The sequence below is a fragment of the Bradyrhizobium mercantei genome (genome assembly GCF_001982635.1).
GTDB lineage: Bacteria > Pseudomonadota > Alphaproteobacteria > Rhizobiales > Xanthobacteraceae > Bradyrhizobium > Bradyrhizobium mercantei.
In genome coordinates this window covers 426,654-439,476 of sequence record NZ_MKFI01000002.1, presented here as the reverse complement: position 1 = coordinate 439,476, position 12,823 = coordinate 426,654, and the positions used below count along the sequence as shown (strand labels likewise).

General features: G+C 63.2%; 16 protein-coding genes and 2 tRNA genes. 13 read left to right on the top strand and 5 right to left on the bottom strand.

Going from position 1 to position 12,823, the window contains the following annotated elements:
• Position 1: 1 nt before the first annotated feature.
• Positions 2 to 1,234 (bottom strand): Zn-dependent hydrolase, encoded by a 1,233-nt coding sequence (locus tag BI327_RS09685; RefSeq protein ID WP_076859969.1) that lies wholly within the window; start codon positions 1,232 to 1,234, stop codon positions 2 to 4.
• A gap of 141 nt (positions 1,235 to 1,375) precedes the next feature.
• Here BI327_RS09685 and BI327_RS09680 point away from each other — a divergent pair, with 141 nt between their 5' ends.
• The 5 genes from BI327_RS09680 (at position 1,376) to BI327_RS09665 (ending at position 2,888) form a co-directional block, all read left to right on the top strand.
• Complete coding sequence (locus tag BI327_RS09680) at positions 1,376 to 1,723, top strand: hypothetical protein (protein WP_076859967.1); 348 nt, start codon at positions 1,376 to 1,378, stop codon at positions 1,721 to 1,723.
• A 72-nt stretch (positions 1,724 to 1,795) separates the two neighbouring features.
• The gene (locus tag BI327_RS42645) at positions 1,796 to 1,957 is read left to right on the top strand and encodes a hypothetical protein (RefSeq protein WP_210191201.1); all 162 of its coding nucleotides are present in this window, start codon (positions 1,796 to 1,798) and stop codon (positions 1,955 to 1,957) included.
• Between the two features lie 157 nt (positions 1,958 to 2,114).
• Positions 2,115 to 2,189 (top strand) — tRNA-Glu (locus BI327_RS09675).
• Between the two features lie 167 nt (positions 2,190 to 2,356).
• The gene (locus BI327_RS09670; RefSeq protein WP_076859964.1) at positions 2,357 to 2,614 is read left to right on the top strand and encodes a PilZ domain-containing protein; all 258 of its coding nucleotides are present in this window, start codon (positions 2,357 to 2,359) and stop codon (positions 2,612 to 2,614) included.
• 31 nt (positions 2,615 to 2,645) lie between these two features.
• Positions 2,646 to 2,888, top strand: coding sequence for a hypothetical protein (locus tag BI327_RS09665; protein WP_076859962.1), 243 nt, complete (start codon positions 2,646 to 2,648; stop codon positions 2,886 to 2,888).
• Between the two features lie 12 nt (positions 2,889 to 2,900).
• On the opposite strand, the gene BI327_RS09660 is transcribed toward BI327_RS09665, so the two are convergent.
• The 3 genes from BI327_RS09660 to BI327_RS42255 all read right to left on the bottom strand — a co-directional run bounded on the left by BI327_RS09660 (position 2,901) and on the right by BI327_RS42255 (position 5,332).
• Positions 2,901 to 3,539, bottom strand: a complete 639-nt coding sequence (locus BI327_RS09660) for a glutathione S-transferase family protein (RefSeq protein ID WP_076859960.1) — start codon at positions 3,537 to 3,539, stop codon at positions 2,901 to 2,903.
• Positions 3,540 to 3,883: 344 nt separating this feature from the next.
• A complete protein-coding gene (locus BI327_RS09655) occupies positions 3,884 to 4,336 on the bottom strand; it encodes a VOC family protein (RefSeq protein WP_076859958.1) in 453 nt (150 codons plus the stop codon).
• Positions 4,337 to 5,158: 822 nt separating this feature from the next.
• Positions 5,159 to 5,332, bottom strand: a complete 174-nt coding sequence (locus tag BI327_RS42255) for a hypothetical protein (RefSeq protein WP_159450426.1) — start codon at positions 5,330 to 5,332, stop codon at positions 5,159 to 5,161.
• A 170-nt stretch (positions 5,333 to 5,502) separates the two neighbouring features.
• Between BI327_RS42255 and BI327_RS09650 the strand changes: the two genes are divergently transcribed.
• From BI327_RS09650 to BI327_RS09640, 3 genes are all read left to right on the top strand, one after another.
• The gene (locus BI327_RS09650; RefSeq protein WP_076859957.1) at positions 5,503 to 5,850 is read left to right on the top strand and encodes a GrlR family regulatory protein; all 348 of its coding nucleotides are present in this window, start codon (positions 5,503 to 5,505) and stop codon (positions 5,848 to 5,850) included.
• A 245-nt stretch (positions 5,851 to 6,095) separates the two neighbouring features.
• Complete coding sequence (locus BI327_RS41560) at positions 6,096 to 6,281, top strand: hypothetical protein (RefSeq protein ID WP_076859955.1); 186 nt, start codon at positions 6,096 to 6,098, stop codon at positions 6,279 to 6,281.
• 303 nt (positions 6,282 to 6,584) lie between these two features.
• The gene (locus BI327_RS09640) at positions 6,585 to 6,857 is read left to right on the top strand and encodes a hypothetical protein (protein WP_076859953.1); all 273 of its coding nucleotides are present in this window, start codon (positions 6,585 to 6,587) and stop codon (positions 6,855 to 6,857) included.
• A 114-nt stretch (positions 6,858 to 6,971) separates the two neighbouring features.
• Here BI327_RS09640 and BI327_RS42640 read toward each other — a convergent pair whose 3' ends face one another.
• Complete coding sequence (locus BI327_RS42640) at positions 6,972 to 7,133, bottom strand: hypothetical protein (RefSeq protein ID WP_167386858.1); 162 nt, start codon at positions 7,131 to 7,133, stop codon at positions 6,972 to 6,974.
• A 222-nt stretch (positions 7,134 to 7,355) separates the two neighbouring features.
• Between BI327_RS42640 and BI327_RS09635 the strand changes: the two genes are divergently transcribed.
• The 5 genes from BI327_RS09635 to BI327_RS09615 all read left to right on the top strand — a co-directional run bounded on the left by BI327_RS09635 (position 7,356) and on the right by BI327_RS09615 (position 12,756).
• Positions 7,356 to 8,114 carry an SIR2 family NAD-dependent protein deacylase gene (locus BI327_RS09635; protein WP_076860710.1) on the top strand — a complete coding sequence of 253 codons (759 nt, stop codon included), beginning with the start codon at positions 7,356 to 7,358 and terminating at the stop codon, positions 8,112 to 8,114.
• A 210-nt stretch (positions 8,115 to 8,324) separates the two neighbouring features.
• Positions 8,325 to 8,987: a cold-shock protein gene (locus tag BI327_RS09630; protein WP_076859951.1), complete on the top strand. Its 663-nt coding sequence runs from the start codon at positions 8,325 to 8,327 to the stop codon at positions 8,985 to 8,987.
• A 178-nt stretch (positions 8,988 to 9,165) separates the two neighbouring features.
• A complete protein-coding gene (locus BI327_RS09625; protein WP_394329851.1) occupies positions 9,166 to 9,588 on the top strand; it encodes a DUF192 domain-containing protein in 423 nt (140 codons plus the stop codon).
• A 120-nt stretch (positions 9,589 to 9,708) separates the two neighbouring features.
• Positions 9,709 to 9,785: transfer RNA gene (locus tag BI327_RS09620), tRNA-Pro, on the top strand.
• Between the two features lie 385 nt (positions 9,786 to 10,170).
• Positions 10,171 to 12,756 (top strand): tetratricopeptide repeat protein, encoded by a 2,586-nt coding sequence (locus BI327_RS09615; protein WP_076859947.1) that lies wholly within the window; start codon positions 10,171 to 10,173, stop codon positions 12,754 to 12,756.
• Positions 12,757 to 12,823 lie beyond the last annotated feature (67 nt).

The following is a 12,823-nucleotide window of genomic DNA, read 5'->3' as shown; positions in this document are numbered from 1 at the left end:
GCTAGCCCGCCAGCAGGCGGCGGCAGGTTTCGACAAACACCTCGGCCCCCGTGACGATGTCGGCATCGGCGGTGTTCTCGCTCCAGTGATGGCTGATGCCGCCGATCGACGGCACGAACAGCATCGCGGCCGGCATGATGGTGGCGAGGACCTGGGCGTCGTGGCCGGCGCCGCTCGGCATGCGGATCGACTTGCCGCCGGCGCAGGCTGCAGCCGCGGCCTCGATCGTATCCTGGAACGCTGATGTCATCATCGCGGGCACGCCGGTGCGGATGCGCTCGACGGTCACGGCGCAGCGGCCTTGCGCGGTGACCTCGGCCGCCATCTGATTCAGATGTTGCTCGAGACGAGCGATCACCTCGGGATTGTCGTCCCGGATCTGGAACAGCATCTCGGCGCCGCCCGGGATGACGCTCGGCGCCCCCGGATCCAGCGTGATGCGGCCGGTGGTCCAGACCGTGCGTGGTCCGCACAGGGTAGGGAAGCTGTCGTCGATCGCGACGCAGAACCGCGCCAGCGCCAGGCCCGCATCCTTGCGCACCGCCATCCGCGTGGTGCCGGCATGGTTCTGCGCGCCGGTGAAGCTGATGCGATACTGCCAGATGCCGACGATCGAGGTGACGATCCCGATCTTGAGCCCGCTGCCTTCGAGCGTATCGCCTTGCTCGATATGGGCTTCGAGATAGCCGATATGGCGGCCGGCTTCTGCGTTGAGGCGCGGCCGTCCGGCGAAGCCCGCATCGTGCAACGCCTGTCGCATGGTGCGATCGCTCGAGCGGTCGCGCGCCGCATCGATATCGGCTTCGGTCACTTTGCCGGCAAACGAGCGGCTGCCGAGGAAACTGCCGAAATGTCCTTCCTCATCGCACCACGAGGCGACCTCGACCGCGCCGTGAATGTCCGGATCGGGATTGATGACGCGCGCGGCTTCCAGCGCGTAGATCACGCCGAGCGGGCCATCGAGCCAGCCCGCATGATTCTGGCTCTCCAGATGCGAGCCGGCGAGCAGTTTCGGTCCTGCCTTCGCGCTGGTGCCGAACACGTTGCCGATGCCGTCGATCGTCGCGGTGAGCTCGGCGTCGGGCAGGCGTGTCGCGAGCCAGTCGAGCGAGCCCAGATGCGGCTCCGAGAATGTCGGCTTGTGCACGCCGGTCTTGTAGGCGCCGATCGCACGCAGCGCGTTGAGATCGGCGAGCACGCGCTTGCCGTCGAAGCGACCGTTGATGCCTGGCATGGTTGGACTCCGGATTAGCGTCTTGACGCCTCAATCCCGTCTTGATGCCGTCGCGGTTGGATGCGACGGAACAATCAGGGCAAACGATTTCTTAGCGGTTCTGCTCTTAGGTCGCAGTACGAATAGCGTGTGAGTGTGATCATGTCTGCATTCCGGAACTGGGCTCGCAAGGCCGCCGTGTTGTTTCTTCCGATCGCGCTCGGCGCCTGCGCGCAATATTCACAGCAATACAGCATGACGGCACCGCCGCCCGGAACAGGTCCGCTGGCCTGGGACGGTGCCGGACAAGACCCCAATTCGCCGCAGCCGCGCCGCCATGCGCGCAATGCGTCACCGGCCGTCGCCGAGACCTCCGGCGCGCAACTGTCGGAAGAGGATGCGGACGATCGGCTCGCGCGCAAACTCGTGATCTGCAGCACCTGCATCAAGCGGACGACGCCGGTCGCGGCACAGGTGAACAACCGGCAGGATGTCGCGAGCAATCACTAGCGATCGGAGGGGGCGCCGTTCCGAAATGTCGGTCCGTGTCCGCTGGCCTTAGTTAGGCCACGATGTCGTTCGATGCGCAGCCCCATGTCGTTCCGCAGACTCATCGTTCCTGCCGTCGTCGTCGCGCTTGCTGCCGCTATCCTGATTCATGTCGGTGGTTCGCGGGCGCACGCGCATGTGCCGCCGCATTGCGGCTTCTGGACCTCGATCGAGGCCGGATTGTCCTGCAGGTGACCTCCCGCGTGTGATCTGGGCGGCAACCCGGGAAAAGCGTGTCTCGACGCTTGCCCGCCCGGCCAATCGCCACTATACGTTCGCCCGTCGCGGCCGTTGACGGTTGCGGCCAGTCCGGCGCATATCACACCTAACGTGTTGATTTGCCGGGAGTTTTGCTCCCTTCGTCTATCGGTTAGGACGCCACCCTTTCACGGTGGAGAGAGCGGTTCGATTCCGCTAGGGAGCGCCATCAGCGCCAAATCGGAAATCCAGCAAACTCAAGGGATTATCGCGGAAGCGAGCGCTTTGCCGTGCCTCCCGGCAGGTGTGAACAACCCCGCAATCGCTGCAATCCGCGGCGATTTCGCAACCTTTTGTAAAGCGACCGGCGATACGCGTGTGCCCGGGAATGATGTGATGGCTTTAGGGTCCAAGAAGCGCGAAACGCGCAAATCGCTGCGTCAATCCGGCTGGATCACGCTCGACGGCGGATTCGCCGCGCGGCCTTGCGTGGTCGAGGACATGTCCGCGTCGGGCGCAAAGATCACCGTCCAGGACAACAACACGCTGCCGGCCAAGCTGCGGCTGGCGTTTTCGCGCGACGCCCGCACCGGGCGCGCCTGCGAAGTGGTGTGGCGCGAGGGCAAGACGTTCGGCGTCAAATTCGTGCGCTAGCCTCGTTCGACTGCACGCGATAGAAGGCCGGATGCGCAAGATCTGTCTCGCCATCGCCATCCTGCTTCCCGCCGCTGCATTCGCGCAGCAGGCCGACCGCCGCAATTTCCAGACACCTCCCGGCGCCGGGAAAACCTTGCCGTCGAAACCCGCGGCACGGAGCAATCCCTGCGCGTCGTACGGACCGGGCTTCGTCAAGGTCGAGGGTTCCGACACCTGCGTGAAGCTCGGTGGCGGCATCAGTGTCGGTGCGGGGATGTCCAGCGGACGCTGAGCGGCGTGCGGCTCACGACATCGGCGGTGCGATGAAGCGCACGAAGGCAGGCCGCCGGGCGATCTCGCTGAACCAGCGTTCGAGATTGGGCAGCTTCGGCTTGGTGACGCCTTCGACGCCGAACCAGCGCCGCGCGAAGGCGCCGATCGCGATGTCGGCGATCGTGAACTGATCGCCCTCGATGAAGCGGCGGGACGCGACCTGCGCGTCGGCGACGCGCCACACCACGGCCTCGGCATCGGCAGCCTGCTGGAGCTGGGTCATGTCGCGCTTCTCCGGCGGCGTGCGCACCAGCCCCCAGAACACCGGCCGGTCGACCGGCTGCAGCGTCGACAGCGTCCAGTCGAGCCAGCGGTCAACGGCGGCGCGCGCCTTCGGCGCGTGCGGATAGATCGGCGAACCCTGACCATAGGCCATGCAGAGATAGCGCATCACCGAATTGGATTCCCACAGCACATAGTCGCCGTCGACCAGCGTCGGAACGCGGCCATTCGGATTCATCGCGAGATAGTCAGGCTGATCGTTCTTGCCGAACTGCATGCCGGCATCGACGCGATGATAGGGCAGGTCGAGCTCGGCGAGACACCAGAGCACCTTCTGCACATTGACCGAGTTGGCCCGGCCCCAGATCGTCAGTTTGCTGTCCATCACGCGTTTCTTTCCCGCTGTTTTGCTTTGCGCGCGTTCTTAGCTGAAGCGTCAGGGAAAAGCCCGTGATGAATTGTATCGAGAGCAAAAAAGAGGCTCCGCCGCATCGCGGCAGAGCCTCGCTCATACGCAGGCATTAGAACGCAGTCAGTGACCGAACAACAACCACAACACGATGATCACCGGAATCGGTACACCCAACAGCCAAAGTAAAATTCCTTTTCCCATCTCATTGCCTCCTCGCAGTCGATTGTGAGGAGGCAACGTCAACGGCCGCGGCACGTTCCTCGCGATCGCTCCTCACCGGGCGAGCGGCGCAGATAGGAACGTGCGCGCGGGTGCGGTGTTTACCAGTGGCCGGTGTTCGGCATCGACGCCCACGGTTCGGCCGGCGCCTTCGGGTCGCCCTTCTGCAGGATCTCGATCGAGTGCAGGTCCGGCGAACGGACGAACGCCATGTTGCCGTCGCGCGGCGGACGATTGATGGTGACGCCCATCTTCATCAGCCTCTCGCAGGTCGCGTAGATGTCGTCGACCTCGTAGGCGAGGTGGCCGAAATGGCGGTCCTCGCCGTACTTCTCCTCGTCCCAATTGTAGGTCAGCTCGACCAGCGGTGCACCGCGGGTCTGCGGCAGCGACTTGAGCAGATGGAGGTCTTCCTCCGCGCAGAGAAACACCAGCGTGAAGCGGCCCTTCTCATTGTCGATACGGCGCACTTCCTTCAGCCCCAGCGCGTCCTGATAGAATTTCATCGCGACGTCGAGATTGCGGACGCGCAGCATGGTGTGCAGATAGCGCATTTTCTTGTCCTCCTGGGAATTCAGAGATTTTGTTTGGGCTCGGGCGAGACGGCCAAGAAATAGCAGCTAAACGCGGCGCGGGGCAGGGGGGCGCACGCGTTTTGCCGACTGCACGCCGCCTCCGCATTCTCAAGCTTTCGCGAGCGCGCACTGCCGTTGAGCGACCGCGCCATCGCGCAGCCTGCCGCGAACGGACGCGCCGGCGACATGCTCGCACGAGACCAGTAACGAGAAAGCCCCGCCCGGGAAAAATCCGGGACAGGGCTTTCGTGGTCGAGCCTTGGAGGCTGCGCCTCTATCTCATCGATTGCCCATCACAGCCAATCAAGGACGCGCGAGGTTGGACGTCCTCTAAAAAGCAAAACCCCGCGAGTGGGCTCGCGAGGTCTGATGCCAGCAGGCCTTGGGGAGATCGTACCGGCAACCGGGCATCCAACGGCTCGCGGTGCAGAAGGTTCCTCCGGATCGAAGAGTCTGGTCCTGGAAATAGAAAGCCCCGCAGGCTGGATGCGGGGCTTTCCCAGTTGACGGACTGGGGATCTCTCAGGGCGTGAGCCGCCAACTGTTGGGGATCAAACTTAAGGTTGAATTTGTAAAATGCAACAGCGCCGCGTAGACGGAATATGTTCGTCCCACAGCGCTGTGCCTAATGCTGGCCCTGAAATTCCCAGCGTCATTTTGTCTTGGCACCGCGCGTAAGGTTCAAATTTGAGCGATTGGCTCCTCGCGTTGCAGCGCGGGCGATTCAGTGCTGCTCAAGCGAGAGCCGCGCCGGCGCATCGCACTCGGCCGAAAGCAAGGATCTTTAGCCCGATGCCGGTCTCACACCTTGATGTCGAGAATGGTCTCGACGGCGTCACGGTCGGCCTGGTTCTTGGCGGCGAAGACGTCAAGCACATCCTCATTGATGATGCGCGGCTGCTCCTTCGCCGTCTGATCGAGAACGAGGTGCACTCTGGCTTGCGTCACTTCGACGGGTACGGGGTAAACGAGCATGGCTCTCTCCCTCCGGTGGTCGAACCTTGTCAGGGCTTTCTTAACGATTTGTAAGCGCCCGGAACCGGCGCCTTTTGTGACGAATCGCGGGCCCTGGCGGCCTCGGCCGCTCGCGCGCCGTCCGGGTTGGGGCCATACTGGGGTGCCTTCGGGGACCGGCGGCGTGACCGATGAAGAATGGGCTCTATTCGATCCATATCCATATGACCGACGGCGTGCGCGGCCGCGACAGCGGAGTCCTGATCCTGCGCGATGGTCTGTTGGTCGGCGGCGGGCCGTATTTCTGGTCGATCGGCGCCTACACGGTCGGCGAGGGGACCTGGAAGGGGCACCTCAGCACCAATCAGCATTCGCCGTTTTCCGACCCGTTCGCCCGTCCGCTGTTCGCGGGGCAGGAGGTCACGAGCGGCTTTTCCGGTACCTTCAGCGGCGGCGAGGCCGAGGTGTTCGGCACCGTGTTGGTCGGCACCCGCAGCCTGGGCTTCCAGGCGACCCTGAAATGGCTGGCGGATGCTTGACCGTGCGCACGCGATGCAGGCTGTGGACGATTGCGCAGCAAGAGCCGAAATTTGCTGGGGAAATGGTGCCGCTGACGCTGTGAATTTGCTGCGGACAAGCATGGGATATCCTGTGGACGCCACAGCGATCGGGTGCATCGAACGAGGCAGGACCCGATCGCCGCTAACCCTACCTGGTTAGGTTAAGCGCAGCCTGTTGTTGCTGCCACCTGCGATTGTGATTGGGATGGCCGCGGGTGACAGCCATGATGCCATCGTTCCACAGCGCGGATCGACCGACCCACCGGCGAGTGATGGTGGTGGGCCTGCTGTTCTGTTCCGCTTTTGTCGTGATCAGCTTCTGGCTGCGGCCGCAGCCGGACAGCGGCAAGGTGCTTGTGAAGGCCGACCGGCTGACCCGCACGGCGGGAGAGCCACGCAAGGCGAATTGAGAAGCGTCCTGCCGACGCTCAGTCCGGCAGCTTCCCGTTCGGGTGCTTGTGATACATCGCGATGCCGACGAAACCGGCAAAGCCCATCACATTCAGCAGCAGTTCCATCCACGCCGGCATCAGTGCCAACCTCGCATATTCACAAGCTAATCTCTGAGGTTGCATTTTTGTTCCCGCGCTAACCGATGGTAGCTTTGCGCAATCGCATGGCTGTGGAACCGGAACGCGCGCCCGGACTGAGCTTCGCTGCAACCATCCCAACGAGCCGGCGTTAGCCCTGCGAACTTACGTGAGGAGGTTGCGATGAGAAAGGTATTGGCAGTTTTGGCGACGGTTGCCGCGGTCGGCGCAACGATGGTCAGTGCGCCGGCGCAGGCGCGTCACATCGGACCTGGCCTGGCCTTCGGTCTGGCCGCCGGCGCACTCGCCGCGGGCGCGGCCGGTGCCTATTACGGCCCACGCTACTACGGGCCCGGCTACGGTTACTACGGCCCGCGCTATGGCTATTACGACGACGGATACGCCTATTATGGCCGGCCGTATTATCGGCACCACTACTACCGCCATTATTGGTAATGGCGACGAGCCCGGAGCACACCGCTCCGGGCTTTCTCATTTGCGCGTCACGGTGTCAGCGCCAAATGAGTGCGCCCGCATCGACTGTCCGCGGAGCGCGCGGCATGCGCCTTATCAAGCGCTCTTGCGCTGAAATCCACTCCAGACATTGCCGAGCGTGTTGTCGTAGTACTCTTCGCGATCGCGCTCGAACTTCCGCTGGGTCGCCCGGAAGCTGGCAACGCGCGCGACGATCTCTTCGCGCTCGCGCGCGACACGGTCTTCCAGATCGGTCATTGCCCATCCTCTTGATCATGGTCCTATCCCGCGCGCATTGGCGTCGGCGAATTGGGCGTGAATGCGGAGCAGGGATTGCGGGATTGTGATGATGCCAAGGCGGTAGGCGGCCCGATCGCTCGCGTCATGGTTGAGCTCGCAATCGGTTCGATCGTGCTATAGTCGCATCGTCCAACCGGATTGTTTCCAGTGATCGCAAAAGACTCGATGGCAAAGGGCTCGATGGCAAAAGACCTGCGCAGCGGCGTCGAGCAGCTCGGCAACATGATTGCCGAGGCGTCGTCGATCGTGCCCTTCACCGGGGCCGGCATCTCCACCGAGTGCGGCATTCCCGACTTCCGCTCGCCGGGCGGACTGTGGACGCGCAACCGGCCGATTCCGTTCGACGAGTTTGTCGCCAGTCAGGAGGCGCGCGACGAGTCGTGGCGCCGCCGCTTCGCGATGGAACCGACGTTTGCCGCAGCTAAGCCCGGTCGCGGGCATCGCGCGCTGGCCTCGCTCTACCGGGCGGGCAAGATTCCCGGCATCATCACGCAGAACATCGACAATCTGCATCAGACGTCGGGCTTCAAATCCGATGACGTGATCGAGCTGCACGGCAACACGACCTACGCCCGCTGCATCGGGTGCAGCAAGGACTACGGCCTCTCGTGGGTGCAGCAGCATTTCGACAAGACCGGTCATGCACCCGACTGCGCGGACTGCGGCGACCCGGTGAAGACCGCGACGATCTCGTTCGGACAATCGATGCCCGAGGATGCGATGCGCCGAGCGGCGGAACTCGCGCGGCACTGCGACCTGTTTCTGGCGATCGGGTCGTCGCTGGTGGTGTGGCCCGCCGCGGGCTTTCCGATGATGGCGAAGGAGAGCGGCGCGCGGCTCGTGATCATCAACAACGAGCCGACCGATCAGGACGACCTCGCCGACCTGGTGATCCGCCACGACATCGGCGACACGCTTGGTCCTTTCGTAGGCAATTGACGCCTGATTGATTCGCGGCTGTGCAAGCCTGTTCATAGTTCCCGCAAGAATCGTTTTTTAGCTATGCCCGGCAAGCGGGAGTGTTATCTTTTGGTTGAGAGATTCGCGCAGCGTCCAAAATCAGTCCGAGTGAGTTGGTCATGGAGAGCAGCGTGTACAGGGTGCGCCGCAATGTCGGCGATCTGCATTTGATGTGTGGGGTCCGGGGTCATGGGGTCGGACGGATTTGAGTCCAAGAAGCTCGGCGGACCGCCGATCGGCGGAGTTGGGCAAAGCAGGATTGGACAAGGCGAGTACGGCAACGCGCCGCGCGATCCGGCGATGGATGCCTTCTCCGGTCTCGGCGACGCCGCGGCCAACCTCGTCGAAGTCTCCGGCGTCATCAAATGGTTCGACGCCTCGAAGGGATACGGCTTCATCGTCCCCGATAATGGCTGGCCCGACATCCTGCTCCACGTCACGGTGCTGCGGCGCGACGGCTATCAGACCGCCTATGAGGGCGCGCGGCTCGTCGTCGAATGCGTGCAGCGCGCGAAGGGCTACCAGGCTTTCCGCATCGTCTCGATGGACGAGTCGACCGCGATCCATCCGGCGCAGATGCTGCCGCCGCGAACCCATGTCACGGTGACCGCGACCAGCGGGCTCGAACGTGCACAGGTCAAGTGGTTCAACCGGCTGCGCGGCTTCGGCTTCGTGACTTGCGGCGAGGGCACGCCCGACATCTTCGTGCACATGGAGACGCTGCGCCGCTTCGGCATGACCGAGCTGCGCCCCGGCCAATATGTGCTGGTGCGGTTCGGGCCCGGCTCCAAGGGCATGATGGCCGCCGAGATCCATCCGGAGACCGGCCCCTCGGCGCTGTCGTCGCACTAAATCCCATCGGCTTCCCTGACGGAAACGTGAGCCGCCGGCGAGCCGCTTGGGCTCTGGCATTTGCCGCAATCATCGGGTTAGGGTCCCGCCGGAAAATCTTCCCCGGTGTGAGTATTCGTCGATGAATTTCGTTCGCATTGTTGGGCGGCTGCGTCCGTCGCTGCTGGCCTGCCTCGTCATGATGGTCGGGGCGCTGCTGACCCAGGCCGCGCAGGCCGCCAGCGTCCAGCCGCTTGAGATCGTCACAAAATCAGGCGTGCACGTCTTCTCGGTCGAAATGGCGACCACCGAGCAGGAGAAGGAGACCGGCCTGATGTACCGGAAGGAGCTCGCGGACGGCAAAGGCATGCTGTTCGACTTCACGCCGGAGCAGGAGGTGTCGATGTGGATGAAGAACACCTACATCTCGCTCGACATGATCTTCATCCGTGCCGACGGGCGGATCCTGAGGATCGCTGAAAACACCGAGCCGCTCTCGACCAAGATCATTCCGTCGCGCGGGCTCGCCAAGGGCGTGCTCGAGGTCATTGCTGGCACCGCGCAGAAATACGGCATCCAGCCCGGCGACCGGGTCGGGCATCCACTGTTCGGCGGCCGATAGGGCGCTGTTTCGACGCGATTTTCCGGCGGAGACCAGTGCCGATTTCACCGCCGCAAGCCCCGCACCGGCGCCTTGCTGGCGCTGGCCTAAGCGTGTATCCACGGGGCCTCTCGGAAATGTCGGGGTATAGCGCAGCCTGGTAGCGCGGCAGTTTTGGGTACTGCAGGTCGTTGGTTCGAATCCAGCTGCCCCGACCATCCCATCCCAGGGCTTCACCGCAAGACCTGCCGCGGCAAGTCGCGGCCGCCGTGCGAGCAGGCTTTGATTGTCTTGCCTGACGCAACAACGCCGCCTGGACGGAATATGTTCGTCCAGACGGCGCCGTCGGAATACTGGGCCCTGAAATCCCCAGTGCCAATGGGTCGTCCGGGCGGAGGATAGGTTCAACCTCATGACGGCCTTGCGCGCCGTTGTAATGTCGCAGGCCCCGCCGCGGCCGCGGGCGGATGCGGCGTGCGCGCGCAGGCTGGCGGGGACGGGTGATCGCGCAAGCGTCGTTCGTGCGGCGGCAACGCGATGCGGGAACCTTGTCCCGTTCTGGTTGCCTGCTAGTGTCCCGCTCCTTGAACGACGGGACGCAGGATGAGCGCGGCGAAAAAAGCATACCAAAATGCCATCAATGCCATGAATGGCGGGAGGCCACTCGAGGCGGTCGCGCATTTTGACAAGGCGCTGGCACTCAAGCCCGACCTGGCTGAGGCGTGGCTCGGCCGGGGCAATGCGTTCGCGGGAATGGGGCGGCATGACGAAGCCGTCGCCGCGTTCGACAGGGCGATCGCATTGAAGCCGGATCTGGTGGGGCCGTGGCTCGGTCATCTCCTGACCAACCTGGGGCGCTTCGACAGGGCGCTTGCCGCCTACGACAAGGTCATCGCATTGAGGCCCAACCTGGCGGAGGCATGGCTTGGCCGCTGCCATTCACTGGTCAAGCTACAGCGCTACGCCGAGGCGCTCGCGGCCTATGACAAGGCGCTCGCACTCGAGCCAGGCGCGGCCGCCCCGTGGCTCGGTCATCTGCTGGCCAGCCAGCAGCGCTACGGTGAAGCTCTTGCCGCTTACGACAAGACGCTGGCAATCAAGCCGGACCTGATCGAAGCATGGCTCGCCAGGGGAGACGTCCTGTTTAGACTGGCGCGTCTCGACGACGCCCTTGCGGGGTTCGACAAGGTGCTGGCGCTCAAGCCTGACCTGCCTGAAGCGTGGCTTGGTCGTGGCAACCTGCTCACCGAGCTCAAGCGATATGACGAAGCCGGCGCGGCCTACGACAAGGCGCTCGCGCTGAAATCCAATCTGGCTGAGGCCTGGCTCGGTCGCGGCAATCTGCTCGTCAAACTGGATCGTCAAGACGAGGCTCTTGCGCCGTACGACAAGGCGCTTTCACTGAAGCCAGATCTGATGCAGGCGTGGCTCAGCCTCGGCAACGTATTCGTCGAACTGGAGCGTTATGACGAAGCCCTTGCCGCCTGCGAGCGAGCATTGAAGCTCAAGCCCGATCTGGCGGAGGCATGGCTCGGCCGCGGCCTTTGCCTGCTTAAACTGGATCGCTACGGCGAAGCCCTCGCCACCTACGACAAGGCACTCGCACTCAAGCCCGATCTTGCCGGAGCATGGCTTGGTCGCGGCAATGTGCTCCACAAGCTGAAGCGATTTGACGAAGCTCTTGCCGCCCACGACAAGGCGCTGGCATTCGATCCTGAACTAACCGAGGCGTGGTGCGGCCGCGGCAATGTCTTCACGGATCGGGGACGCTATGACGAGGCCCTTGCCGCCTATGACAAGGCGTTGGCGCTGAAGCCTGATCTGGCGGGTCTCGAAGGCGTTCATCTGCAGCTCAAGATGAATCTTTGCAGGTGGGAGAGCTTCGCCTCCGACTGCAATCAAGTGATCGGCGCGGCCCGAGACGACAAGCCATTCACCGATCCATTTACGTTTGTTGCGGTCAGTCCGTCCGGCAAGGACCAGTACGACTATGCGAGGCGCTGGGTCGGCAAGTGGCACCCGCCAGCCAAAACCCTGCTCTGGAATGGTGAAATCTACCAGCACGACAAGATCCGCATTGCCTATGTGTCGTCTGATTTTCAGGAACATCCGGTCGCCCATCTGACGGCCGGCATGTTTGAAAATCACGACACATCTAGGTTCGAAACGACGGCAGTCTCGATTGGTCCGGCCAATGACTCCGCGATGCGGCGACGCCTGCAAGGTGCTTTCGGCGAGTTCCTTGAAGCCAGCCTGCTCAGTGACGCCGAAGTCGCTGCGAAGCTGAGGGCTGCGGAGATCGACATCCTGGTCGACCTGAACGGCTACACCCGCGGCAGTCGTACAAACATCTTCGCGCAGCGGCCGGCACCGATCCAGGTCGGCTATCTCGGCTATCCCGGCACATCAGGCGCAGACGTCATCGACTACATCATTGCGGATCGCACCATCATTCCGGACGCGCAGCAGGGCGATTTCTCGGAAAAGATTGCGTATCTCCCGAACAGCTACCAGGCGAATGATTCAACGCGGGCGATATCGGAGACGGTGTTCACCAGGGAGGAATGCGGACTCCCCGAGCATGGCTTTGTCTTCTGCTGCTTCAATAACCTCTACAAGATCACGCCGGTCGTCTTCGATCTCTGGATGCGGATCCTGAGCAAGGTGCCGGGAAGTGTGCTCTGGCTCCGCGAGGACAACGCCACCGCGGCAATCAATCTGAAGAAGGACGCGGAAGCACGAGGCGTCAGCGCCGAGCGTATCGTATTCGCCAAGCGCGTGGCGTCGCTCTCGGATCATCTGGCCCGCCATCGTGCGGCGGACCTGTTTCTCGACACCTTGCCGTTCAATGCGCACACCACGGCGAGCGATGCGCTTTGGGCAGGCTTGCCGGTGTTGACGCAGGCCGGCGAGGCCCTGGCGGGCAGGGTCGCTGCGAGCCTGCTGAACGCAGTCGGCTTGCCGGAACTGATCACGCACAACTCAAAAGCCTATGAAGATCTGGCGATCGAGATCGCAAGGCAGCCGGAGACGCTCAAGGCGATAAAGACGAAGCTCGCGCAGAATCGCCTGACCGCGCCGCTGTTCGATACAAAGCGCTTTACCAGGCAGATCGAGGCGGCCTACATCGCTATGTATCAACGCGGCCAGGCCGGCCTGGCGCCGGAGACGTTTGTCGTTCCCGATTAGGGAAGAACATCCTGCCGAGCGTTCGGCGCCGGCATCGCAAGCTCTGCCTGACAAGAACAATTCCGCG